The sequence below is a fragment of the Sphingomonas sp. Leaf357 genome, from assembly GCF_001423845.1.
In the GTDB taxonomy this organism is placed as follows: Bacteria; Pseudomonadota; Alphaproteobacteria; order Sphingomonadales; family Sphingomonadaceae; genus Sphingomonas.
Map to the genome: position 1 here is coordinate 2143780 of NZ_LMPM01000001.1, position 24304 is coordinate 2168083.

Sequence of the window (24304 nt, forward strand, 5' to 3'; positions counted from 1 at the left end):
TCGAATGTCGAGAAGAAGGGCAGTGCTTCGGCAGGCTCAGCACGGACGGGATGGGGGGCGGTGCCGATCACGCCGGCTCCAGCCGGTTCAGCCCCTTGAGATACGGCTGCAACACATCGGGGATCGCGACCGACCCATCCTGCTGCTGATAATTCTCGACCACCGCGACCAACGTTCGCCCGACGGCCAAGCCGGAGCCGTTCAGCGTATGGACGAAGCGGGTCGCTTTCTCGCCTTCGGGGCGATAGCGGGCGTTCATGCGGCGGGCCTGGAAATCGGTACAGGTCGAGCAGCTGGAAATCTCGCGATACTGATTCTGGCCGGGCAGCCAGACTTCGAGATCGTAGGTGCGCGCGGCGGTGAAGCCCATGTCGCCGGTGCACAGCTTCATCCGGCGGAAGGGCAGGCCGAGTGCGTCGAGCAGGCCTTCGGCGCACGCGGTCATGCGCTCATGCTCGGCCTCGGACGCGTCGGGGGTGACGATAGAGACCATCTCGACTTTCTCGAACTGGTGCTGGCGGATGAAGCCGCGCGTATCGCGGCCCGCCGATCCGGCCTCGGAGCGGAAGCAGGGGGTGAGCGCGGTGAAGCGGAGCGGCAACTCTCCCTCGGGCAGGATCTTTTCGGCGACGATGTTGGTCAGGCTGACCTCGGCGGTGGGGATGAGCCAGCGGCCGTCGGTGGTGCGGAACAGGTCGTCGGCGAACTTTGGCAATTGGCCGGTGCCGAACACCGCCTCGTCGCGGACCAGCAACGGCGGTGCGCAGAGTTCGTAGCCGTGCTGCTCGGTCAGCGTATCGAGCATGAACTGGCCGAGCGCGCGGTGCAGCTTGGCGGCGCTGCCACGCACCAGCGTGAATCGCGCGCCGGACATCGCCGCGCCGGTTTCGAAATCGAGGCCGAGCGCCGGGCCGATATCGTGATGCTCCTTCGCGGGGAAGGACAGGATCGTCGGGGTGCCGTGAGTGTGGACGAGCTGGTTGTCGTCCTCGTCCGCGCCCTCGGGCACGTCGGCGAGGGGGATGTTTGGAATGGCGGCGAGCTGGCCACTGAGCCGCTCGCCGAGTGCCCTCTCCTCGGCCTCGATCGTCGGCAGTCGGTCCTTGAGCGCGCCGACTTCCGCCATGAGTGCCGCTGCCGCCGCTTCGTCCTTTTGCGCCTTGGCGGCGCCGATCGCCTTGCTCGCCTCGTTGCGGCGCGCCTGCCCGGTCTGGGCTTCGGTGATCAGCGCCCGGCGTCGCTCGTCCAAGCCCACCAATTCCGATGCGACGGGCGATACGCCGCGCTTGGCCAGAGCGGCGTCGAAAGCTTGCGGGTTTTCGCGGATCAGGCGGATGTCATGCATGGCCCGGGCTATGCCGCCGCGTCCGCCCGCGCGCAACCCGCAGCCGTTGCGGGGCGTTACCCGTCCTACGAACAACCAAAAAAGGATATTCCGTATGCAGGTCCCGCACAATTCCGTCGTCGTCGTCGCCGATGGCCGCAAGATGCTGTTCCTGCGTAACGAGGGTGACGCCGTGCATCCGAACCTGATCGTGGAGCGCGCGGTCGAGCAGGACAATCCCAGCGACGGCGACCAGAAGAGCGATCATGCCGGACGCTCGTCATCCAGCGTGGGCGGCGGGCAAAATTCGATTCAGGAGGTCGATTTCCACCAATTGGAAGAGGATCGCTTCGCCGCGGAGACCGCCGACCTGCTCAAGCGCCGCGCATTGAAGAACGATTTCGAATCGCTGATCATCGTCGCGCCGCCCAAGACGCTGGGCGAACTGCGCAAGCATTATCACAAGGAAGTGAGCAGCCGGCTGACCGGCGAGATCGACAAGGATCTCACCGGGCATCCGATCGACCAGATCGAGAAGGCTTTGCTCGCCGCCTGATCTCCCCTGACGTGAAAAAGCGCTCTCGCCTCGCCGCGGGAGCCCTTTTTATTTGATGGAAGCGGTTGACGGTTCAGGCTGCGGCCGCATCCCGCTTCGCAAAACGCTTGCGTGCCACCAATGCAGCCGCCGCCGCGCCGAACAGCAGGACCATCGGCGGGGCGGGCACCGGAGCCGGGGTGCCGCCGTTAGATCCGGTGCTGCCGCCGTTGGATCCGCCGTGGCCGCCATTGCTGCTCCAGCCGCCGTTCGAACTCCAGCCACCGCTGCTGCCCCAGCCGTGGCTGCTCGATCCGTAACTGCTCGAACTGGTCGAGCTACTGGTCCCACCGCTGCCGTTCGAGGAGCTGGCGGACGACGTGCTGGTCGAACTGCCGTTGGACGAACTTGCCGAAGAGGAGGACACGTTGCCGCTCGACGCGGACGAAGATGACACATTCCCGCTGGACGACGATGAGGTCGAGGAGGACACATTGCCGCTCGAGGAGGACGAAACGTCGCCGCTGGAGGCGGAGGACACATTGCCGCTGCTGCCGCCCGACGCGGACGACACGTTGCCGCTCGATCCGCCGCTCGCCGAAGACGATGTGCTGGAGATTTCCGCGCCACCCGTGCTGCTGCTGGTGGAGGAACCGCCGCTGCCGCCCGACGAGATATCGCCACTGGAGCCACCGCTGGCCGAGGAGGTCGATCCGCCGCTGCTGCTGGTCGATCCGCCGCTCGAACTGCTGGTGGAGGAGATGACGATCCCGCCACTGCCGCTCGATCCACCGCCGCCGCCACCGAACGAGCCGCCGCCGAAGAACCCGCCGCCGCCGCCGAAGCCGCCACTGCCGCCGATCACGGTCAGGCCGCCACCACCGCCGCCGCTCGATCCGGCGAAGGAGGGTGGGGGCAGGGGAATCGGCGCGCCCTGGCTGGTCAGCGTCACGACGGCCGGGGGGCAGGCCGTTCGGGTCTGCGTAACGATTCGGCGCACCCGGCTGCCGGCATGAACGCCGGCGCTTGCCACTTTCGTGGTGGTGACGCGACGCACCACGCGCTTGGTCTGCTTCTGGGCATATACCTGACGCGCCTTCGCGCCATCCGCGACGTGCACCGCACCGCCGCCGATCAGGGCGCCGCCGCAGGTGCAAGCGCACAATTTAGCCAAAGCCATCCGCACCGACATGATGTCACTCTCTTGTTACCGGCCTTCTGGCCCTGTTACCGGCCTTCCAGTCAGACCCCGTCCAACAGCAGCTGATGAGCCGCTATCACTCCAAAGTGCCGAACAAAGAATTAAGTTCAAGGTCGTTAACCAAGCTTTGTGTGGCGGGAGATTGTTTTCTTACGCAGGTCTGCGGCGCACTACGGTTAACGTATCATTGCGGTACGAAATCACCGTTCATTACTAGTATTGCGTTAATCTTTGGCGTTAGTTCGGCGCGTCTTGGGATCGAGCGGCAGTGTCCATGATTCACGAAACTGCCACGATAGGCTGCTTAGGGCGCTGTGTTCGTGACCTTGTCGCGAACTGGTGGCAGCGGATTGCTTGTCGAGCGGCATCGGCGCTTGTATAGGCGCGCCATTAGGGGTGTGGGCAACATGGGCGATACGGGCGCAGAAAGCGTCGGGCGACCACGGGGAGAGTTGGGATGGCAACGGTCTTGAATCGATTGGACGACTCCGGAAAACCTTTGGCTCCGGCCAATGACGCGGGCTATCGGCCAAGCGCCGACGAAGACTTCATGAACCCAAAGCAGCAGGATTATTTCCGCGGCAAGCTGCAGGCCTGGAAAGATGCGATCCTGAAGGAGGCCGCAGGCACGCTGTCGCAGCTTCAGGTTGATTCGTTACGCGAGGCGGATCTCACCGATCGCGCATCGAGCGAAACCGACTGGTCGATCGAACTGCGCACGCGTGATCGCCAACGCAAACTGATTTCCAAGATCGACGCGGCGATGCGCAGGATCGACGACGGCGAATATGGCTATTGCGAAGTGACGGGCGAGCCGATCAGCTTGGCGCGACTGGAAGCCCGGCCGATCGCGACCATGACGGTCGAGGCGCAGGAAAAGCACGAACGTAACGAGAAGGTCTCGCGCGAGGATTGAGCAGCCTCCTGTCGCGAGGATGGCGCGGCGCACGAGTGCTAAAACTGAATGCAAATAATTTCGGCACTGGCCAGTCAAGGCTGTGTCGTCCAGGCCTCGCGGTCCGGATAGGCCCGGACGCGAGGCGGAACGTCGGGCCGCTATTGTGCGGTCATTTCTTCCTTGATGCGGAGTTTCTGTTTTTTCAGCGCCGCGAGCGTGGCCGCGTCTGGGAGGGGGCGCTGCGACTCGGCTGCGATCTTCTTGTCGAGGCCGGCATGCTTGGCTTCAAGTGCTGAGAAATGTGCGGTCTGCATGGAAGCAATCCTCCTTCAGTGCTTGGGCTGGGGACTGATAGAAACACGCCAACGGTCAATTGTCTTCATCCGATTCGTCGCATTTCGACAGGCGGAGCAGATTTATGCGCCAGACCGTTTTGTCGTTCACGCAACGCAGCGCAATTTGCTAGGGTGCCCGGCAACGGGGGATGCATGGACGAAACGCAGATTGCCAAGCGACTGGACGTTCTGCGGACCGAACATCGCGATCTTGATTCGGCGATTCTCGCCCTGATCGAATCCCGCTCGACCGATCAGTTGCAATTGGCGCGGCTGAAGAAGCGCAAGCTGCGGCTGCGCGACGAGATCGGCATGCTGGAGGATCAGTTGGTGCCGGACATCATCGCCTAGCGGTGTGCGGGAAGATCAAGCGGTGAGTCGTGATGCTCCGCTTTGGGACAGTCGAATTTTACAAATATCGCCTGGCACCCATGTCGCTCACGCGGGCTTTCTGTCACTCCGTTACCGATGAAGGGCATATTGACCGACCCGCGCATGCACTGCCGCCTGATCGACACGCTGTACGTCGATGCGATGGTGCTTGCCGACGAGGCACGAAGCTATTTCGACGAGGCCGGACGGGTGGAGCGCGAGGCGCTCGATCCGATGGCACGGGTGTCGTTCAGCTGCGAATCGCTGAAGGTCACGACGCGGCTGATGCATGTGATCGCCTGGCTGTTGACGCAGCGCGCGGTGGAGGCAGGCGAGTTGCGCGCGGCGGATGCGCTCGATCCGTCGCGGCGGCTGGGCCCTGCACCGGTCAGCGAACCCGGCGCGGTGGCGAGCATGCCGCCCCAGGCGCGTGCGCTGATCGCGGCGAGCGCCGAACTCTATCGTCGCGTGGCGAGGCTGGATGACTCGCAGGCGGAGATCGTGGCGGCGAGCCCGGTGCAGTCTTTGTATGCCCGGCTGGCGATGGCGTTCTGATTCAAGAACGAGGCGCAGGTGCCTTGAAAAGCCCGACCGTGCTGAGCTTGTCGAAGCACTGCACTTCTTTTCGGCCGTAGAAAAGTACGGTCCTTCGACAGGCTCAGGACAGGCGGTGTGTTTGGAGCGCGCGAGACCCCATCACCCATTCAAACCCCCAGCCGTGCCCGCGCCGCTTTATATTCGCGCTCCAGCCGATCGACGCGCACAGCAACGGACTCGACCGCCGTGACCGCGCCGATGCCCTGGCCCGATCCCCAGATGTCTTTCCAGGCCTTGGGCTTCGATCCGCCACCATCATTGCCGCCGGAACCGAAATTCATCGTCTTCAGATCGCCCTCGGGCAGATTGTCCGGATCCATGCCGGCGGCCTCGATCGACTGGCGCAGATAATTGCCGTGCACGCCGGTGAACAGGTTGGAATAGACGATGTCTGAAGCCTTGCCCGCGACGATGCCGTCCTTGTACGCCGGATCGGCGTTGGCTTCCTCGGTCGCGATGAAGGGCGAACCGATATAGCCGAGATCCGCGCCCATCGCCTGCGCCGCGAGCACCGCGTCGCCGGTGGCGATTGATCCGGACAGTGCCAGCGGACCATCGAACCACTGCCGGATTTCCTGGATCAGCGCGAAGGGCGACAGCCGGCCGGCATGGCCGCCCGCGCCGGCGGCGACCGCGATCAGGCCATCCGCGCCTTTTTCGATCGCCTTGCGCGCGAAACGATCGTCGATGATGTCGTGCAGCGTGATGCCGCCCCAGGCGTGGACGGCGGTGTTGAGATCCTCACGTGCGCCCAGGGACGTGATGACGATCGGCACCTGCCACTTGGCGCAGGTCGCGAGATCGGCTTCGAGCCGCCCGTTCGACTTGTGCACGATCTGGTTGACCGCGAAGGGCGCCGCCGGGCGATCCGGATTATCGCGGTTCCAGACCGAGAGTTCCTCGGTGATGCGGTGCAGCCATTCGTCGAGCAGCGCCTGAGGACGGGCGTTCAGCGCGGGGAAGGAGCCGACGATGCCCGCCTTGCACTGGGCGATGACAAGATCCGGACCGGAGATGATGAACAGCGGCGACCCGATGATGGGCAGGCGCAGGCGTTGCAGGATGGGGGGCAGACTCATGGGTGCGTTTCATAGCGCAACTGAAATGACTGTCCAGCGCATCGGTGGTGTCGCGGGGTTGCCAAGCGCGGCGATCGTATTACGGCGGCAACACACAACGATAAGGTCGTCCCAATGAAGCGCGTCATCCCTTTCCTTTTGCTCGGCATTTCCACGCCCGCTTTCGCCGCCGGGCAATTGCCCGCGACCGTGGCGCCGGTATCCTACGATATCCGCATCACGCCCGATGCGGCGGCGATGACCTTTGCCGGCAGCGAGACGATCAAGGTCGATGTGCGCGTGTCGACCGCGACGATCACGCTCAACGCCGCCGATCTGGCGATCGCCACCGCGACGTTCGACGGCGCGAACATACCGGTGACGCTGGATAAGCAGTCGCAGGAATTGACCGTCAAGCTGCCCAAGGCGGCGGCGAAGGGCCTGCACGACCTGCGGTTCACCTGGACCGGCAAGATCAACCAGTCGCCGCTCGGGCTGTTCGCGATCGATTACAAGAATGCCGACGGCAGCGCGGCGCGGATGCTGGCGACTCAGTTCGAGGCGCCCGACGCGCGGCGGTTTGCGCCCCTGTGGGACGAACCGTCGTTCAAGGCCACGTTCAAGGTGAGCGCGGTGGCGCCGGCGGGGCAGTTGGCCTTCTCGAACATGCCGGCCGCCAGCGTGACGAAACAGGCCGACGGCACCCAACTCTACAGTTTCGCGGTGACGCCCAGGATGTCGAGCTATCTGATGTTCCTAGGCATGGGGGACGTCGAGCGCCATACGGTGATGGCCGGCAAGACCGAGATCGGCATCATCAGCCGTCGCGGCGTCGGTGCGCAGGGCGAGTATTCGCTGAACGCGGCCAAGCGCCTGCTCAGCTATTACAACGAATATTTCGGCGTGCCGTATCCTCTGCCCAAGCTCGACATGATCGCCGGGCCGGGCTCCAGCCAGACGTTCGGCGCGATGGAGAATTGGGGCGCGATCTTCTATTTCGAGAACGAATTGCTGTTCGATCCGGCGCGCGCGACCGAGAGCAACCGGCAGCGCATCTACACCGTGGTCGCGCATGAAATGGCGCATCAATGGTTCGGCGATCTCGTCACCATGAAATGGTGGGACGATCTGTGGCTGAACGAGGGTTTCGCCTCGTGGATGGAGAACAAGGCGACCGCCGACCTGAACCCCAAATGGAACGCGCAGGCGACCGCCGTGTCGTCCGATCGCGAGACGGCGCTGGGCGCGGATGCGACGGCCGCGACGCACCCGATCATCCGCAAGATCGAGTCGGTCGACCAGATCGGCGGTGCGTTCGACGGCATCACCTACCAGAAGGGGCAGGCGGTGATCGGCATGCTCGAGTCCACTCTGGGTCCGGACGTGTTCCGCGCCGGCATCCGCCGCTACATGGCGAAATACAAATACGGCAACACCGTCACCGACCAGTTGTGGACCGAACTCTCGGCCGCGGCCGGCAAGCCGGTGGCCGATATCGCGCATGATTTCACGCTGCAGCCCGGCGTGCCGTTGATCACGCTGACCAGTGCGACGTGCGGTGGCGGGATGACGACGGCGACTCTTACACAGGGACGCTTCGGCCTGGATACGGCATCGAAGCGACCGCTGACGTGGCGTGTGCCGTTGCGGATCGGCGTGCTCGGGCAGGCGGATACGGATGTGATCGTGCGCGGCGCGACGCCGACGCCGGTAACGCTGAAAGGGTGCGGCACGGTCGTGCTCAATCAGGGCAAAGGCAGCTATCTGCGGGCCAAATACGATGCGGCCGGCCATGCCGCTATCGTACGCGATTTCACCAAACTGCCGCTGACCGATCAGCTTGGGACGCTCGGTGACGATTTCGCGCTGGCGATGAGCGGCGACCAGGATCTGGCCGGTTATCTGGCGCTGCTCGATCAGGTGTCGGTCGAGGCCGATCCGATCGAATGGGCGATGGTGGCAGGCCAGGTCGGGCGGATCGCCGAGCGGTTCGCGAACACGCCGCTGGGCGACACGCTCGACCGGCGCAACGCCAAGCTGCTCGCGCCCTTGATGCGGCGGGTCGGCTATCAGGCCGTGGCGGGGGAGTCGCCGCTGGTGACCAACCTGCGCGAGACGCTGATCCGCGGGCTCGGGGCGACCGGTGATCCCGAGATCATGGCGATGGCGCGCAAATATGTCGCGGCGCTGGCGACGAACTCCAACGCGATTCCGCCGGCGATCCGTACGCCGATCCTGACAACCTACGCTCTGAACGCCACGCCGGCGGAATGGGATGCGCTGCTGAAGATCGCACTGGCCGAGAAGAACCCGGTGGCCCGCAACGGCTATATCCGGACGCTCGGCGGTACGCGAAGCGCTGCGCTGGCGCAGCGCGCGCTCGATCTGATCAAGACCGACCAGATCAGCGCTCCGCAGAAAGCGGGGCTGCTGCGTGGGGTCGCAGCGCGCCATCCCGACATGGCGTTCGATTTCGCGGTGGCCAACTTCGCCCTGGTCGATAGCTTCACCGAGGCGAGTGCGCGGTCGAACTACGTGCCGGGGCTGGGCGGGGGATCGAACGATCCGGCGATGCCGGCGAAGATCATCGCCTTCGCCAGGCAGAACCTGCCGGCGGGGGCGCAGGACGGCGCGGCGCGGGTCGTCGCCGGCATGGCGGCGCGACGTGAGACCACCGAACGGTTGCGCCCGGCGGTCACCGCCTGGGCGGCACGCTGATTCCTACCGTTCGCCCTGAGCCTGTCGAAGGGCGAGTTCGGGGCATGTGCTTCGACAGGCTCAGCATGAACGGACGGAAAAGGTGATCGGGATAGGCCTTAATCGACGCGCTTGAGCCCCGTGGCGCAGGCGTGGGCCTTCTCGACATAATGCCGGGCGGAGATGCGGAGCATGGTCTCGGTATTTGCGTCCAGTTCGCGGATCGCGCGGGCCGGGCTGCCGACGATCAGGCTGTTCGGCGGGAAGATCTTGTCTTCGGTGACAAGCGCGCCCGCGCCGACGATGCAATTGTCGCCGATCGTCGCGCGATTGAGGATGATCGCGCCCATGCCGATCAGCACGCGGTTGCCGATCGTGCAGCCGTGCAGGATCGCGTGATGACCGATCGTGCAATCCTCCCCCACCGTCAGCGGCGCGCCGGGGTCGCTATGGCACATCGCGCCTTCCTGGATGTTGGTGCGCGCGCCGATCAGGATCGGGGTGTTGTCGCCCCGGATCACCGCGCCGAACCACACGTTCGCGTCCTCGGCGAGGTGCACGTCGCCGATCAGATCCGCGCTGGGCGCGATCCATGCGCCGGGGGCGAGGGCGGGGCGTCTTCCATCGATTTCGTATTGGGGCATGGCGCGTCGGTCCAGTTCAGGCGGTGGCGATCAGACAGATCGAGTGTCGGGGTGGAAGTTGGCGAAGTTGGCGTGGGTGGAGCCTCGGGGAGCAAATTTCCGGTTTAGCAGCGTTCGCATATTATGTCTTAGAAAACAGTCGTTTACTGGCGAAATCTCATTCCGAAATTCGTTTCAGGAAGAACGTCGTCGGGCCTTTCTGTTTGCGGCTGTGCGCAACGCCGCGAATTGTCATGTTATCCGGCAACAGCTGCATGGAGAGACTGGCGTCGTACCGGCCCTTCGCCGATACGTCGGTTTCCACGATGGTATCGGCTCGCGGTCTCGTAATCGACGCACGGGCACCGGAATTATCCCCGTCGATCTTGACGGATTTGCCCCCGATGATCGCGTCATAACCGGTCCCCTCCTCCGTTCGCCAGCTGAAGCGGCTCCCGTCCAATTTCAGTATCCAGTCGCTCTTGGAATCGACTTTAACGCTGACCCGTTCCCATGTTCCCGAGATCAGATGGGCCCCTTTGGTCGCCGCGCCGACACGGCGTTGCACCGTCTCGCTCATAACGGCTGTACCGTTCGGATTCGTGTAATTCGCGATGTGCCACGTCAAGGTGTCGCCGTCGTCGGAGATGACATATTCGACGGTGTAAGCGAGCTTGCCGCGGACCTTGTCGATTTCCTTCACGACGTGATCGCTTTCGACGGATATCGATTGCTCGTCGATATAGCCTCCACCGGAAACCGGATGAAACTGGCCGTCTGTCTTGAGGACTTCGCTGCCATCCTTCCTGAAACCTTCGGCGGCGAGTTCGATGATCGTCGGCTTGATGTTGCCTTTGAGCGAAGTCGTATCCATGCGCCATCGCCCGGTAAAAGGGTGGTTCGGCGCGGCGGCCGCCGGGCTTGCGCAAAACACCAGTGCCGAAACGACGGTCCGAAAAGCATGGTTCCTGAGTGCGATCGGCTTGGGCATACGAAACTTCGTTCCTCGCGCGGGACGGCTGACCCGTTACCTGCGATGCTCGAATAGCGTCGGCCACGATGGTTTTTCAATCGTCCGCGAGGCGGAATGCCGTCGCCGGATCGAGGCCCCATTGCGCGCAGGGTGGCTTTGCGGTGTGATGGCGGCATGAGTTTGCACGGGTTTCGCGCGGAATTGCTGAGCGTGCCGGAGGATCCGGCGCAGGGCGGAGGCGTGCGGCATCATCCCGACGGGTTGCTGGTGGTCGAGGACGGGCTGGTCGTGGCGTTCGGCGACCATGCCGATCTGGCACCGCGCTTTGCCGATGTGGCAGTCGAGCGGATCGACGGGTTGATCGTGCCGGGATTCGTCGATTGCCATGTCCATTATCCGCAGACCGACCGGATCGCGGCGCATGGCGCGCAATTGCTGGAGTGGCTGGAGCGGCACATCTTTCCGGCCGAGGCGGCGTTTGCCGATCGGACGCATGCGGACGGAGTGGCGGCGTTCTTCCTGGACGAATTGTTGCGCAACGGGACGACGAGCGCCCTGGTGTTCGCGACGGTGCATGCGCAGTCGGTGGATGCTTTGTTCGAGGCCGCGCTCGCCCGGAACATGCGGATCGTTTCGGGCAAGGTGCTGATGGATCTCGGGCCGGATACGCTGCGCGACGACGTGGCGAGCGGGCGGGCGGATACGGAAGCGCTGATCGCGCGCTGGCGCGGGCGCGGACGGCTTGGCTATGCGGTGACGCCGCGCTTCGCCTTGACCTCGTCGGATGCGCAACTTGCGGGCGCCGGCGATCTGGTGGCGGCGCACCCGGACATATTGATGCACACGCATCTGGCCGAGAATATGGGCGAGGTGGCGGCGGTGGCGGCGCGGTTCACGTCGGCGCGGGATTATCTCGACGTGTACGATCGCTTCGGGCTGGTCGGTCCGCGATCAGTGTTCGCGCATTGCATCCATATGGACGATCCGGCGATGGCGCGGATGGCCGGGGCCGGGGCGGGGATCGCATTCTGCCCGACGAGCAATTTCTTCCTGGGGTCCGGGCTGTTTGATCTGGCGCGGGCGCACGCGTGCGGGGTGAAGACCGGGATCGGCACGGATGTCGGCGCGGGGACAAGCTTCTCGCTGCTGTCCACGCTGGGCGAGGCGTACAAAGTGTCCCAGTTGTGCGGCGACCGCCTCGATCCGTTCCATGCGCTGTATCTGGCGACCGCTGGCGGCGCGCAGGTGCTGGGACTGGGCGACCGGATCGGCGGATTGCAGCCGGGGCAGGAGGCGGACTTCATCGTGCTCGACACCTCGGCGACCCCACTGATGGCGCGGCGGACGGCGGGGGCTTCGCTGCACGACCGGCTGTTCGCGCTGCAGGTGCTGGGGGATGATCGGGCGGTGGCGCGGACGTATGTGGCGGGGGTTTTGGCGTGGGCGCGACGAACCTAGCGCATTTCGTTCGTCCTGAGCCTGTCGAGGGGCTGTCCTTCTTGTGTGGCGTGGAGAAGAAGAACGGTGCTTCGACAGGCTCAGCACGAACGGGAATGGGGAGGGCGGGGGCGTCGCTGCACGACCGGCTGTTCGCGCTGCAGGTGCTGGGGGACGATCGGGCGGTGGCGCGGACCTATGTGCCGGGGGTTTTGGCGTGGGCGCGACCCGGTTCCGACATCCGTTCGGGCTGAGCCTGTCGAAGCCCCAGCGCTGCGCTTGCCCTTCGACAGGCTCAGGGCGAACGGAGGTGGTGTCATACTTGGGCCCTCACCCCCGCAGCCAGCTTCCCTCGCGGAACCACTTCGTGACGATATACTTCGTGCCCTTCACCACCGGCATGCCTTCGTGGAGCGTCGCGACGTTGGGGCTGCCATCGGGGTTCATGTTGTTCCAGGCGAGCAGCAGGCCGCGTTTCGGGGCGACGCGGATGCCGGCTTGCGGGAACCAGGTCGCGCCGCCCTCGGGCACGTCGTTGAGATAGATCATCGCGGTCCAGGTGCGTTGCCCGCCGGCCTCGACCACCTTGTCGTAATAGCTTTCGCCGGCGTGGAAATAATCGTGATGGGCGCGGAATTGTTGGCCCGGGGCGTAGCGCTGGCCCTGCATCGTCTCGCCGTGACTGGGATCGATGCCGAGCAGAGAGGCGATCGCTTCGTCGGTCGGGCGCACGTCGGGCGACCAGCGATCCATGTCGCAGCTTTCCGAGGTGCGGAAGGCGGCGTCGGGATTGGTGCTGAGCAGCGTGGACGGGCGGCGGTTGGCGTCGATCATCTTGACCAGCGCGGCGCATTGCGCGGCATCGAGAAAATCCGGATGCTGATAGATCTGCGCGACATCGACCTTGGCGCGCTTGATCGCCGGATTGGCTTCGAGGCGGCGGGAGGTGAACTCGCCCGAGAGGCGGCGGACGGGCGAGGCTGCCCCGGCTTTTTGCGCTGCGGTCATGACGCCGGGCACTGTGCCGCCGCGACCCCAAAAGGCAAGACCCGCCGGATATTCTCCGACGGGCCCGACCCTGACGAAACGCGTCTTACCAGAAGATGTCGTACACCGTATCGACCACCTCGCCGGAATAGATGTCGACGAGCAGCGCATCGTTGTAATAGCGCACCCAGCGATACGGGCCATATGCCTCGGGCAGGCCGTAACCGTAGGGATCGTCGATCCAGTAATTGTTGGCGAACAGGCCGGCATTCAGCGTGAGGCCGATGCTGAAGCGCCGATAGCCGTAATTCCAGCCGCGCGGGGCGTAATAGCGCGGCAGATGGAAGGCGTTGCGATCATATTGCCGGCGCCGGCTCCAGTCGTAGCGGGTGTCGCCGCGCCAGTTGCGGTTCCAGGCACCACGATCGTTGCCGCCGCGACCGGCGAAACGATTGTCGTTGCGCCCGGCGTTCCCGCGCCAGTCGTTGCCGCGATCGGCGGTGCCGCGCCAATCTCCGCCACGATTGTCGTTGCCGCGCCAATCGTTGCGACGCTCGGGGGTGGCGACGCGGTCGCCACGGTCGCCACGGTATCCCGGACCACCTTGGGCATTGGGATTGGGGCCACGATCGCCGCGATCGCCACGCCATTGGCCGCCACCCTGACCGTTTCCGCCACGAACATCCGGGCGGCCGCCGCGATTTCGATCGGGGCTGAACTGCGCCTGGGGTTGCGGGCGCGGTTGATCGGCCTGGGGCTGGGGACGGGGCGGCTGGGCGTCCGGCTGGCCGCGATCGGGGCGGTTGCCGCGATTCCAGCCGCCGCCGCCATTGCCGCGATCGAAGCGTGGTTGATCCGGGCGAGGCTGCTCCGCGCGAGGCTGTTCCGCGACGGGGCGCTCCGGGCGCTCCGCGCGCGCGTCGGCACGGGCCTCGACGCGCGCCTGACGATCGCCGCGATCATTGTCCCCACGGTCCATGCGCTGCGCAAGTGCGGCACCGGGAACGAAGGCCGTAGCGGCCATCAACGCCGCCAAGATGGAAATACGCATTCACGTTTCCTCGAAAGCGCCGGAACAAAGAGTTGTCCGGTCGATGGACGTGATGTGCGCCATTGGCGATGAGCCGATTCTGAACTGTCCTGTCAGCGATCAGAAAGGATTGATTACTTGGGCTTATCTTGCAGCGGCGTGAGTGCGGGGACGCGCCGGGCCGCGTCGGCGGGATCGATGCCGGGCGGTGCACCGGCGGCGATCGTCTCGTCGCCGCGCTGCACGCGCGCCGCCGCCAGCACCGCCTCGACGATGCGCGGATAGGTGCCGCAGCGGCACAGATTGGTGATGCCGGTGCGGACGTCGTCCTCGGACGGATTGCGGTTCTTCTTCAGCAGCACCGACGCCGCCATGATCATGCCGGGGATGCAGAAGCCGCATTGCGGCACGTTGTGCGCGATCCAGGCGAGCTGCACGGGGTGATCGCGTTCGCGCGACAGCCCCTCGATCGTGGTGACGAAGCTGCCCTCGATCGCGCCGATCGTCGTCTGGCAGGCGTGCACGGCTTCGCCATCGATATCGACGGTGCAGGCACCGCATTGCCCGTTGCCGCAGCCATATTTGGTGCCGGTGAGGTTGGACGCATCGCGCAACGCCCAGAGCAATGGCGTGTTCGGATCCATGCGATACTGGACCGGCTGATTGTTGACGGTGAAGCGGGTCATCGGCGGCCAGCTTAGGCGAAGGCGGGCGGATCGGCCAAGCGAAACGACGCGTTTCCTGACTGGAGATTGTTGCCGGGCCGTGCCGTGGCGATATTCCGGCCATGACCCTTCCCACACTCTTCATTCCGCATGGCGGCGGCCCCTGCTTCTTCATGGATCCGGCCGGAGGACAGCCCGATCCGATGTGGCGCAAGATGCAGGCGTATCTCGCCGGGCTGATCGAATCGCTGCGCGAGCGTCCCAGGGCGATCCTGATGGTATCCGGCCATTGGGAGACGGACGCGGTGACGGTCCATGTCGGCGACGGGCAGCCGCTGACCTACGATTATTTCGGTTTCCCCGAACATACCTATCACTTGCAATGGCCCTCGCATGGTGATGCCGGCGTGGCACGGCGGGCGGCCGCATTGCTGAACTCGGCCGGGTTCGCGACCGCCGAGGAAGCCACGCGGGGATGGGATCACGGCGTGTTCATTCCAATGATGGTCGCGGTGCCGGGGGCGGACATTCCGCTGGTGCAGATGTCCTTGCGCAAGGATCTCGACCCGGCGGCGCATATCGCGATCGGGCGGGCGCTGGCGCCGTTGCGTGACGAGGGCGTGCTGATCGTCGGATCGGGCATGAGTTTCCACAATCTGCGCGCGCGCGGGGCGCAGGTGACGCCGGTGGCGGAGGAATGGGATGCGGCGCTGACGGCCGCCGTCACCGAGCCCGATCCGGCGTTGCGGGCGGAGCGGGTGGCGGCGTGGGAAGAACTGCCGCACGCGCGGTTCGCGCATCCCGAGGCGGAGCATCTGTTGCCGCTGATGGTGGCGCTGGGCGCTGGCGGGGAGGATGCGGCGGTGTGCGATTATCGCGATGTCGTGTTGGGCTGGGCGGTGAGCGGGTATCGCTTCGGTAAAGTGTCAGCGTAGCGCCTATCGGACGCGACACATTAGTCGGAAAAAAGAGCCGTCAATTCGAAACGTTCCTGTTCTGTCAACTCAGGCCGCCAGATGTCGAAGATTAGCACGATCCTGTCTTCGGATCCCTCATTCCATGCCTCATGTTCGATCGTGTCGTCGAATATGAGCAGCTTGCCTTCTTCCCATTCGCGCACTTCGTTTCCGACACGGAAGCCGCAGCCGGGTGGAACAACGAGAGGCAGGTGGCAAATCAATCGGGTGTTTATCATGCCGGTATGCGCGGTGATACGTGCACCCGCTTTTAACATGGAAAAGACGATTGTAGGGCCCCAACCCGCAATACGTGGCAATGGTGCTTTTAAGATTGCTTCCCAGGTTTTGGGGCAATTCTGCACGACATCGGGCGTGAGCCAACCGTTCTCGCACAGGCTCAAAACGCTCCAATTCTTGTTGTTGAGCAGCGCCTTGTTGCCGCCCAGTGGTCCAGAGCCTTCGGATTGAATATAGGCGCGAAAACGACTCTGGTCTTGTTTGAGAAGCGCTATGAGTTCGTCGCGAATTACCGGCGCTGCTGCCTCGATATCGGAAACCCAGTCGAACTGGTCTGGATCGAAAAACTGGATATGCGGCAGACCAGGATAAGTATAGGCCGTTGGATTCTGCAAATATAGTTTTCGTTTGCCGGCCGCGATTTCCATCGATTGCCGAAAGCGCTCGCTCCACCTTTTCAGTGGAAAACCTCGCGCCATCAATCGCCTTTCACGCTTTTCATGCGCTTTGCCTTGTAACCGGGCGAGTGAAAGCTCAGCACGCCGGAGCTCAACCGCAATCTCGGTGGGCAAGTCCAGTCCATCAGCAAGGCTCAACCCTTTTGTATACAGAAGACATGCGGCGGCCTCGTCACCGGCATTTGCTCGGCAATCGGCCTTTCTAAAATGACCGACCACCGACCGCGGATAGCCGTCCAGCAAGCGATCAAGAGCAGCCTCCTCACCAGTGATGTCATTTTCCAATTTACATAAATTGGCCCGATCGAGCCAGAAATGGCTAGAGGCTATATCCGTTCTCGTCACGTTTCTGAATCCTACGAAATCATCACGCCAGCGCCGCGCGTGTTAAATTCTCATTTCGCAATTTATCTATCATTACCAATCAATAAAGTGATTCGATCGAGCCGAAATTTTACTAATCAGTACTTGCCTCAATCCCGCCAGCTCCTGTCGATCTTGTCGACCTTGCGGACCATCGCGGCGAAATCGGCTTCGCCGGGCTTGGCGCTGGCCTGGGCCATGTAGAGATCGCGCTGGTGGACCTTGATGACGTCCTCGTCGACGAGGAGCGGCTTGCCCATGCTCATCGTTGCAAGCTGGATCTCGCACGCACGTTGCAGCGACCAGTGCTTGATGAATGCCTCGGGCAGGGTCTTGCCCATCACGAGGATGCCGTGATTCCTGAGCAGCATGACACGCTTGCTGCCGAGATGTTCGAGCAGGCGTTCGCCTTCCTCGTCCCGGACGGTGACGCCCTCGAAATCATGGTATGCGATCTGGCCGGCGAAGTTGCAGGCGTAGAAATTGATCGGCTGCAACCCGCCTTCGACCGAGCTGACCGCCATGCCAGCGGTGGTGTGGGTGTGCATGATGCAATGCGCGTCGGGCAGGTGGCGGTGGAACAGCGCGTGCTGGACGAAGCCGGCGCGGTTCACGGGATAGGGCGAATCGTCGAGCTTGTTGCCGTCGATGTCGATCTTGACGAGGCTGCTGGCCGTCACTTCGCTGAAATGCAGGCCGAACGGATTGATCAGGAACGCGCCTTCTTCGTCGAGCTTCACGGTGATGTGGTTGTAGATCATCTCCGACCAGCCGAGCATGTCGAAGATGCGGTAGCAGGCGGCGAGTTCCTGACGCGCGGCCCGTTCGGATTCGCTCATCTGGCTGTTGCGGATGATTGCGGTGGCCATGATGCTCTCCAATTCTGAACTGTGGGTATGATTATCGCACGGCGGGGCGCGGTCTGCAAACCGGTCAGGCCGGGGAGGACGACAGGGCGACGATCTCGTCCTTGCCGAACCCAAGTTCGGCAAGCAAGGTCTCGTCGTGGCCGGCGGGCATGACGGGGGCGACGGTCGGGCTGGCGGAATAGCGCGGGGCGGGGGCGGGCTGGGTCAGGCCGCCGGCCTCCACGAAGGCACCGCGCGCGGCGTTGTGGGGATCGGTAACGGCTTCGTCGAACGACAGGACGGGGGCAAAGCAGACTTCGTGGCCCTCGAAGGCGGCACACCATTCGTCGCGGGTCTTGGTTTTGAACTGGTCGGTGAGGCGGGCCTTCAACGCGGGCCATTGGCGGGGATCGAACTGCGCGGTCCAGTGGTCGCCATCCAGCGCCATGACGCGACGCAACGCGGCGTAGAATTGCGGTTCGATCGCGCCGATCGAAACCCATCTGCCGTCCGAGGTCTCGTACGTGTCGTAGAAGTGCGCTCCGCCGTCGAGCAGGTTGGTGCCGCGCGCGTCGTTCCACCGGCCGGAGCCGCGAAAGCCCCAGATCATGCTCATCAGCACGGCCGAACCTTCGGTCATGGCGCAATCGACCACCTGGCCCTGGCCGGTCTTCTGTGCGTGAAGGATGGCGGCGAGCATGCCGAACGCGAGCATCATGCCGCCACCGCCGAAATCGCCGACCATGTTGATCGGGAATTGCGGCTTGCCGCCCGCCGTGCCGAACGCGTGGAGCGCGCCGGATTGCGCGATGTAGTTGATGTCGTGACCGGGTTGCGGCGCCATCGGGCCGGTCTGCCCCCAGCCGGTCATGCGGCCATAGACGAGCCTGGGATTGGTTTCGAGCAAGACGTCCGGGCCGAGGCCCAGGCGTTCCATCACGCCGGGGCGGAAGCCCTCGATCAGGCCGTCGGCGGTGGCAACGATGCGCTGGACCGCGGCGATCGCCGCCGGGTTCTTGAGATTCAGCGCGATCGTGCGGCGGGAGCGAAGCAGCGGATCCTTGGCGAGGGCGGTCACGGTGGCGTCACCAAGGCGTTCGATGCGGATCACCTCCGCGCCGTGGTCCGCCAGCATCATGCCGCAGAACGGGCCCGGGCCGATGCCGGCGATCTCGACGATGCGGATGCCGTGGAGCGGCGGGGTGGTCATAAGGAGCTCTCCAAAGTCGTTCTTGTTACCGTCCTGCCGAACTTGTTCCGGCATCCACCGCGCGCCGCATTCTCAGGCGATCGATTGTGCGGCACCGTGGACCCCGGAACAAGTCCGGGGTGACGGGAAAGCTTACGGTCGGGGCGGGCTGGCGGCGTCGGAGACCATGCGCTTGCCGTCTATGACGATCGGGGAAGCGATTCCGGGGATGCCGTGGCGTTCGATCGCGAGGCCGCGCGCGACGACCTGAGCATTGGCGAAGACTTCGTCGACGCGGTTGATCGGGCCGACCGGGACGCCGGTTTCCTCAAGCGCCCAGGCGAGGTCGGCCTTGCGCCAGATGGCGATGGCATCGCTCAGCAGCGGGATCATCTCCGCGCGATTCTGCACGCGCGCGGGGTTGGTGGCGAAGCGTACGTCGTCGGCCAGCGGTAGCTTCAGGACGGTGCAGAGCTTGCGGAACTGGCTATCGTTGCCGACCGCGATGATCAGGTCGCCGTCCGATGCCGCGAAGGATTGGTAGGGCGCAAGATTGGCATGGCCGTTGCCCATACGGTGCGGCACCTTGCCGCTGGCCATCCAGTTGAGCGCCTGATTGGCGAGCACGGCGACCTGCGTGTCGAGCAGCGCCATGTCGATATGGGCTCCGCTCCCGTCGCGGTCGCGGGTGCGCAGCGCGGCGAGGATCGCGACGGCGGAATATACGCCGGTGAAGATGTCGGCATAGGCGATGCCGGATTTCTGTGGTGGCCCGTCGGGTTCACCCGTGAGCGACATGATGCCGCCCATGCCCTGGATAATGAAGTCGTACCCAGCGCGATGGGCATAGGGTCCAGTCTGGCCGAAACCGGTGATCGAGCAGGTGATCAAACGCGGGTTGAGTGCGGCGAGCGAGGCGTGATCGAGGCCGTATTTAACGAGGCCGCCGACCTTGTAGTTTTCGATCACGACGTCCGCTTCGGCAGCGAGGGCGCGGATCTCGGCCTGGCCTTCCGGGGTGGCGATATCGACGGCACGGCTCGTCTTGCCGCGATTGGTGGAGTGATAATAGGCCGCGTCGAGGTTCTCGCCGTCCGGGCCGGTCATGAAAGGCGGGCCCCAGTGGCGCGTATCATCACCCGCGCCTGGGCGTTCGATCTTCGTTACCTGGGCCCCGAGATCGGCGAGGAGCTGGCCGCACCATGGGCCGGCGAGGATGCGGGCGAGTTCGAGGACCTTTATGCCGGCAAGGGGTTTGTGCGCCACTGTCATCCCCGCGAAAGCGGACGTGACAGAACAAGAAGAATGGGCTCGCACGAAGGCACGAAGACACGAAGGAGTGACCTGCAACACCGCACGTTCACTCCCGCCGAAGGCAACAAAAATTTCTTTCTTCGTGTCTTCGTGTCTTCGTGCGAGCAAACGTCTTCTGCTCTTTCCACCCGGTGGCGCTGGCGGGGATGGCGCATCAGAACGCGGCGATCCCCGTGATCGCGCGTCCCAGAATCAGCGCGTGGACGTCGTGCGCGCCTTCGTAGGTGTTGACGGTTTCGAGGTTCATCATGTGGCGCATGACCTGATATTCGCCGCTGATGCCATTGCCGCCGTGCATGTCGCGGGCCATGCGCGCGATGTCGAGCGCCTTGCCGACATTGTTTCGCTTCACGATCGAGATCATTTCCGGGGCGAAGCGGCCCTCGTCCATCAGGCGGCCGACGCGCAGCGACGCCTGCAGGCCGAGCGCGATCTCGGTCTGCATGTCGGCGAGCTTCTTCTGAAACAGTTGGTTGGCGGCGAGCGGCTTGCCGAACTGGTGGCGATCGAGGCCGTATTGGCGGGCGGCGTGCATGCAGAATTCCGCCGCGCCGAGGCTGCCCCAGCTGATGCCGTAGCGTGCGCGATTGAGACAGCCGAACGGACCCTTCAGACCCTGCACGTCGGGCAGAAGCGCGTCCTCGCCGACCTCGACCTCGTCCATCATGATCATGCCGGTGATCGAGGCGCGCAACGACAGCTTGCCTTCGATCTTGGGCGTGGCGAGGCCCTTCATGCCCTTGTCCAGGATGAAGCCGCGGATGCCGCCGCCATGCGCATCGCTCTTGGCCCAGACGACGAACACGTCGGCGATCGGCGCGTTGCTGATCCAGGTCTTGGCACCGGAGATGACATAGCCGTCAGCGGTCTTCTTCGCCCGCGTCGTCATGCCGCCGGGGTCGGAACCGGCGTCCGGCTCGGTCAGGCCGAAGCAGCCGATAAACTCGCCGCTGGCGAGCTTCGGCAAATATTTCATCTTCTGCTCTTCCGATCCGTAGGCGTAGATCGGGTACATCACGAGGCTGGACTGGACGCTCATCATCGAGCGGTAACCGGAGTCGATCCGCTCGACCTCGCGCGCGACGAGGCCGTAGGCGACATAGGACGCGCCGACGCCGCCATATTGTTCGGGCACCGTGGGGCCGAGCAGGCCGAGTTCACCCATTTCGCGGAAGATCGACACGTCGGTCGTCTCGTTGGCGAACGCATCGATGATACGCGGAGCAAGCTTTTCCTGGGCATAGGCGCGCGCGGTATCGCGGATCATGCGTTCGTCGTCTTCGAGCTGATCGTCGAAGAGGAAGGGGTCTGCCCAGTCGAATTGGCCCATGCCGGTCATTTGGTAAGCTCCAGAACATTATCGGGCGCGATCGCCCTGAAAATACCGTTCGTGTCGAGTAGATGTCGAGCTTGTCGAGACACCGTATCGAGACACTTCCACCCGGGGCAATGCCTCTCGATCCGCGCTCTCGACTTCGCTCGATCGCTACTCGAGACGAACGGGGACGGGGAGAGATTGCGTTTTCAAAGGCTCAGCACCCGATCGTCGAACAAACCGAACGCCAATGTGGATGCATAGAAAGCGATGGCGCGATTTCGGGGCATGGTGCCGGCCCATTTGCGCATGTCGAACGCGGCGTTCTGCAATGCCATCAGCGCCTGCGCGGCGACCAAAGCATCGACCGGGCGGATCGAGCCTTCGGCGATGCCGTCCATCATCGTGCCGGCGAAGCGGCGGGCGATGCGATTGGAGCGATCGATCATCGTGTTGCGCACGCCATGCGGCAGGCCGCTGAGCGCGGTGGTGCGCAGCAGCGGGCCGCGTTCGGAGAATTGCACGTCGAGCAGGGTGGCGATGGTGCTGGACAGACGCTGCCAGTAACTGCCGCCGGCATCGTCTGCAAGGTGCTGCGCATCGGCGATCGTATCGAAGCTGCGCTTGTAGCAGGCGATGACGAGATCGTCCTTGGCATCGAGATGGTGGTAGAAGCTGCCCTTGGTGACGTTCAGTTCGGACGCGATCTTCTGCACCGATGCGCCGCGATAGCCGAGCTGATTGATCAGGCGGGTGGCGGCGAGCAGGAAGGCGGCGCGGCCGGGTTCGGACGTGCCATGATCGAGATCGATCAGTTCGGGCGCCCAGCTCTGCCCGGGCGCGGCGATGCCATGTTCGAACACATGCATCAGCCGTTCCTCGATCCGGCCGAATTCATCCGCATCGTAGCGGGTGAGCCAGACCGGTAGCCAGAAGGTGTTTTCGAGCAGCACGTGCGCGCGGGCACCACGCAGATCGGTTTCGGCGCGAGTCTTCGCCGGACCCCAGAGCGTGCGGGTCTTGCGGAACACGTCGCGCCAGCCGGCCATCAACTGGCCCAGCGCCGGCTCCTCCATCGCGCGCAGATCCGACAAGACGGCGAACGGCGTTTCGACGCCGCGTTCGATGTCGGCAAGGCGCGCCATGTTGATCGAGAGGTATTTCGCGACGCGGGCCTGCGGGGTCGCTTCCTTCAGCGCCTCGTCGAGCATCGCCTGAAGCCGCTCGAGCGTATTCTCGAAGCACGCGGTGGCGAGGTCTTCCTTGCGCTTGAAATAATAAGTTACGCTGGTGGTATTGAGACCGACGCGGCGGGCGACGTCGGCGAAGGTCATGCCTTTCGCGCTTTGTTCGTTGATCGCTTGCGCGGCCGCGGCGAGGATCGCATCGCGCTTGGCGCGGAATCGCTTCGTGCCGCTTTCTTCCTCCAGCAGGGTCGCTTTGATCGCCTCCATCATCCGGCAATCTATCAAGTTCCTTTAGAAGAAACAGTCTTTTTTCCGAAGCGTGGCAGAGGCACAAAATATGTGACCTGCAAGCTTTACCGAAAATGCGGTACGGTCTAACGACCATTCCAAACCGACGGATGGAGAGCGAACATGGACTTCACGCTAAGCGAGCGCGAGACGTATTTCCGGGATCGGGTGCGCGATTTCATCGATCAGAACATCCGCCCGCGCCAGCATATCTACGACGAGCAGTCGCACACCGGCGAGCGCTGGAAGGTGATCCAGGTGATCGAGGACATGAAGGCCAAGGCCAAGGACGCCGGCCTGTGGAATTTCTTCATGCCGCCGCATTCCGGCCAGACGCATGTCGACGACAGCTTCGAGTTCGAGGGCACGCAACTCACCAACCTCGAATATGCGCTGTGCGCCGAGGAGATGGGCCGGGTCGGCTGGGCATCGGAGGTGTTCAACTGCTCCGCGCCGGACACGGGCAACATGGAGGTGTTCCACCGCTACGGCACGCTGGAGCAGAAGGAAAAGTGGCTGCGGCCGCTGATGAACGGCGAGATCCGCTCGGTCTTCCTGATGACCGAGCCGGCGGTGGCGTCGTCCGACGCGACCAACATCGAGACGAGCATCGTGCGCGACGGCGACGAATACGTGATCAACGGCACGAAATGGTGGTCATCGGGCGTGGGCGATCCGCGCTGCAAGATCGGCATCCTGATGGGCAAGACCAATCCGGGGGCGTCGCGCCACAGCCAGCAGAGCCAGATCCTGGTGCCGATGGACGCGCCGGGCGTGACGATCAAGCGCATGCTTTCGGTTTACGGGTATGATCACGCGCCGCACGGGCATGGCGAAGTGGTGCTGGAGAACGTCCGCGTACCGGTGGAGAACGTGCTGCTCGGCGAGGGGCGCGGGTTCGAGATCGCGCAGGGGCGGCTCGGGCCGGGCCGGATCCATCACTGCATGCGCACCATCGGCGTAGCGGAAGAGGCGATCGAGGCGATGGCCAAGCGCCTGCTGACGCGCGTGGTGTTCGGCAAGCGGATCGCGGACCACTCGGTGTGGGAGGAGCGGATCGCGCGCGCGCGGATCGATATCGAGATGACGCGTCTGCTGTGCCTGAAGGCGGCGGACATGATGGATCGCGCCGGCAACAAGAGCGCGCAGCAGGAAATCGCGATGATCAAGGTGCAGGCACCGACGATGGCGCTGAAGATCATCGACGACGCGATCCAGGCGCATGGCGGCGGCGGCGTGAGCCAGGATTTCCGCCTGGCGCACGATTGGGCGGCGATGCGCACGTTGCGCTTCGCCGACGGTCCCGACGAGGTGCACAACCGGGCGATCGCGCGCAACGAGTTCGGGAAATATGCCGAATTGCCGGCGGCGGTGGCGGCGAAGGATGCCGTGCGGCGGTAAGGTGCGCGCTCTC

26 protein-coding genes are annotated in these 24304 nt (G+C 64.1%); 12 read left to right on the forward strand and 14 right to left on the reverse strand.

Annotated features, from left to right (window positions below; translation table 11 throughout):
• Positions 1–67: 67 nt before the first annotated feature.
• Entirely contained in the window at positions 68–1345 is a 1278-nt protein-coding gene (gene serS / locus ASG11_RS10065) for a serine--tRNA ligase (protein ID WP_055780672.1), read from the reverse strand.
• A 94-nt stretch (positions 1346–1439) separates the two neighbouring features.
• Here serS and ASG11_RS10070 point away from each other — a divergent pair, with 94 nt between their 5' ends.
• The 4 genes from ASG11_RS10070 to dksA all read left to right on the forward strand — a co-directional run bounded on the left by ASG11_RS10070 (position 1440) and on the right by dksA (position 3976).
• Entirely contained in the window at positions 1440–1880 is a 441-nt protein-coding gene (locus ASG11_RS10070; RefSeq protein WP_055778507.1) for a host attachment family protein, read from the forward strand.
• A gap of 107 nt (positions 1881–1987) precedes the next feature.
• On the forward strand, positions 1988–2179 hold the full coding sequence (locus tag ASG11_RS10075; protein ID WP_055778509.1) for a hypothetical protein: 192 nt from the start codon (positions 1988–1990) through the stop codon (positions 2177–2179).
• Between the two features lie 60 nt (positions 2180–2239).
• Positions 2240–2875, forward strand: a complete 636-nt coding sequence (locus tag ASG11_RS10080; protein WP_156363724.1) for a hypothetical protein — start codon at positions 2240–2242, stop codon at positions 2873–2875.
• A gap of 642 nt (positions 2876–3517) precedes the next feature.
• Entirely contained in the window at positions 3518–3976 is a 459-nt protein-coding gene (dksA, locus tag ASG11_RS10085) for an RNA polymerase-binding protein DksA (protein ID WP_055778515.1), read from the forward strand.
• A gap of 140 nt (positions 3977–4116) precedes the next feature.
• Here the strand turns inward: dksA and ASG11_RS18410 are convergent, their stop codons facing one another.
• A complete protein-coding gene (locus ASG11_RS18410) occupies positions 4117–4272 on the reverse strand; it encodes a YdcH family protein (RefSeq protein WP_082472700.1) in 156 nt (51 codons plus the stop codon).
• A 174-nt stretch (positions 4273–4446) separates the two neighbouring features.
• Between ASG11_RS18410 and ASG11_RS10090 the strand changes: the two genes are divergently transcribed.
• A complete protein-coding gene (locus ASG11_RS10090; RefSeq protein ID WP_055778518.1) occupies positions 4447–4644 on the forward strand; it encodes a YdcH family protein in 198 nt (65 codons plus the stop codon).
• A 117-nt stretch (positions 4645–4761) separates the two neighbouring features.
• Complete coding sequence (locus tag ASG11_RS10095) at positions 4762–5220, forward strand: DUF1465 family protein (RefSeq protein WP_055778521.1); 459 nt, start codon at positions 4762–4764, stop codon at positions 5218–5220.
• A gap of 149 nt (positions 5221–5369) precedes the next feature.
• On the opposite strand, the gene ASG11_RS10100 is transcribed toward ASG11_RS10095, so the two are convergent.
• Positions 5370–6341, reverse strand: a complete 972-nt coding sequence (locus ASG11_RS10100; protein WP_055778525.1) for an NAD(P)H-dependent flavin oxidoreductase — start codon at positions 6339–6341, stop codon at positions 5370–5372.
• A gap of 114 nt (positions 6342–6455) precedes the next feature.
• Here ASG11_RS10100 and ASG11_RS10105 point away from each other — a divergent pair, with 114 nt between their 5' ends.
• Complete coding sequence (locus ASG11_RS10105; protein WP_055778528.1) at positions 6456–9038, forward strand: M1 family metallopeptidase; 2583 nt, start codon at positions 6456–6458, stop codon at positions 9036–9038.
• 98 nt (positions 9039–9136) lie between these two features.
• Here ASG11_RS10105 and ASG11_RS10110 read toward each other — a convergent pair whose 3' ends face one another.
• Positions 9137–9661, reverse strand: a complete 525-nt coding sequence (locus ASG11_RS10110) for a gamma carbonic anhydrase family protein (protein WP_055778531.1) — start codon at positions 9659–9661, stop codon at positions 9137–9139.
• Between the two features lie 157 nt (positions 9662–9818).
• A complete protein-coding gene (locus ASG11_RS10115) occupies positions 9819–10631 on the reverse strand; it encodes a hypothetical protein (protein WP_156363725.1) in 813 nt (270 codons plus the stop codon).
• 156 nt (positions 10632–10787) lie between these two features.
• Here ASG11_RS10115 and guaD point away from each other — a divergent pair, with 156 nt between their 5' ends.
• Both guaD and ASG11_RS18740 read left to right on the forward strand, forming a co-directional pair.
• The gene (guaD, locus tag ASG11_RS10120) at positions 10788–12071 is read left to right on the forward strand and encodes a guanine deaminase (protein WP_055778537.1); all 1284 of its coding nucleotides are present in this window, start codon (positions 10788–10790) and stop codon (positions 12069–12071) included.
• Positions 12072–12166: 95 nt separating this feature from the next.
• Complete coding sequence (locus ASG11_RS18740) at positions 12167–12304, forward strand: hypothetical protein (RefSeq protein WP_156363726.1); 138 nt, start codon at positions 12167–12169, stop codon at positions 12302–12304.
• 76 nt (positions 12305–12380) lie between these two features.
• Here the strand turns inward: ASG11_RS18740 and ASG11_RS10125 are convergent, their stop codons facing one another.
• The 3 genes from ASG11_RS10125 to ASG11_RS10135 all read right to left on the reverse strand — a co-directional run bounded on the left by ASG11_RS10125 (position 12381) and on the right by ASG11_RS10135 (position 14753).
• Complete coding sequence (locus ASG11_RS10125; protein WP_055778540.1) at positions 12381–13058, reverse strand: prolyl hydroxylase family protein; 678 nt, start codon at positions 13056–13058, stop codon at positions 12381–12383.
• An 85-nt stretch (positions 13059–13143) separates the two neighbouring features.
• Positions 13144–14088 carry an RcnB family protein gene (locus ASG11_RS10130; RefSeq protein WP_055778542.1) on the reverse strand — a complete coding sequence of 315 codons (945 nt, stop codon included), beginning with the start codon at positions 14086–14088 and terminating at the stop codon, positions 13144–13146.
• Positions 14089–14201: 113 nt separating this feature from the next.
• A complete protein-coding gene (locus ASG11_RS10135) occupies positions 14202–14753 on the reverse strand; it encodes a (2Fe-2S)-binding protein (RefSeq protein ID WP_055778547.1) in 552 nt (183 codons plus the stop codon).
• A 101-nt stretch (positions 14754–14854) separates the two neighbouring features.
• On the opposite strand from ASG11_RS10135, the gene ASG11_RS10140 reads away from it, so the two are divergent.
• Entirely contained in the window at positions 14855–15667 is an 813-nt protein-coding gene (locus ASG11_RS10140) for a DODA-type extradiol aromatic ring-opening family dioxygenase (RefSeq protein ID WP_055778550.1), read from the forward strand.
• Positions 15668–15687: 20 nt separating this feature from the next.
• Here the strand turns inward: ASG11_RS10140 and ASG11_RS10145 are convergent, their stop codons facing one another.
• The 4 genes from ASG11_RS10145 to ASG11_RS10160 all read right to left on the reverse strand — a co-directional run bounded on the left by ASG11_RS10145 (position 15688) and on the right by ASG11_RS10160 (position 20028).
• Positions 15688–16731, reverse strand: a complete 1044-nt coding sequence (locus tag ASG11_RS10145) for an aspartyl/asparaginyl beta-hydroxylase domain-containing protein (protein WP_156363727.1) — start codon at positions 16729–16731, stop codon at positions 15688–15690.
• A 128-nt stretch (positions 16732–16859) separates the two neighbouring features.
• Positions 16860–17618 carry a class II aldolase/adducin family protein gene (locus tag ASG11_RS10150; protein ID WP_055778556.1) on the reverse strand — a complete coding sequence of 253 codons (759 nt, stop codon included), beginning with the start codon at positions 17616–17618 and terminating at the stop codon, positions 16860–16862.
• Positions 17619–17682: 64 nt separating this feature from the next.
• The gene (locus tag ASG11_RS10155; protein ID WP_055778559.1) at positions 17683–18807 is read right to left on the reverse strand and encodes a CaiB/BaiF CoA transferase family protein; all 1125 of its coding nucleotides are present in this window, start codon (positions 18805–18807) and stop codon (positions 17683–17685) included.
• A gap of 132 nt (positions 18808–18939) precedes the next feature.
• Positions 18940–20028 carry a CaiB/BaiF CoA transferase family protein gene (locus tag ASG11_RS10160; RefSeq protein WP_236697508.1) on the reverse strand — a complete coding sequence of 363 codons (1089 nt, stop codon included), beginning with the start codon at positions 20026–20028 and terminating at the stop codon, positions 18940–18942.
• Between ASG11_RS10160 and ASG11_RS19265 the strand changes: the two genes are divergently transcribed.
• Positions 19909–20277 carry a hypothetical protein gene (locus ASG11_RS19265; protein ID WP_236697514.1) on the forward strand — a complete coding sequence of 123 codons (369 nt, stop codon included), beginning with the start codon at positions 19909–19911 and terminating at the stop codon, positions 20275–20277. The two genes, ASG11_RS10160 and ASG11_RS19265, sit on opposite strands and share 120 nt — an antisense overlap.
• Here ASG11_RS19265 and ASG11_RS10165 read toward each other — a convergent pair.
• Together ASG11_RS10165 and ASG11_RS10170 are read right to left on the reverse strand one after the other, a co-directional pair.
• A complete protein-coding gene (locus tag ASG11_RS10165) occupies positions 20255–21439 on the reverse strand; it encodes an acyl-CoA dehydrogenase (RefSeq protein WP_055778565.1) in 1185 nt (394 codons plus the stop codon). The two genes, ASG11_RS19265 and ASG11_RS10165, sit on opposite strands and share 23 nt — an antisense overlap.
• Before the next feature lie 185 nt (positions 21440–21624).
• A complete protein-coding gene (locus tag ASG11_RS10170; protein WP_156363728.1) occupies positions 21625–22872 on the reverse strand; it encodes a TetR/AcrR family transcriptional regulator in 1248 nt (415 codons plus the stop codon).
• 141 nt (positions 22873–23013) lie between these two features.
• Here ASG11_RS10170 and ASG11_RS10175 point away from each other — a divergent pair, with 141 nt between their 5' ends.
• Entirely contained in the window at positions 23014–24291 is a 1278-nt protein-coding gene (locus ASG11_RS10175) for an acyl-CoA dehydrogenase family protein (RefSeq protein WP_055778568.1), read from the forward strand.
• The last annotated feature ends 13 nt before the right edge of the window (positions 24292–24304 follow it).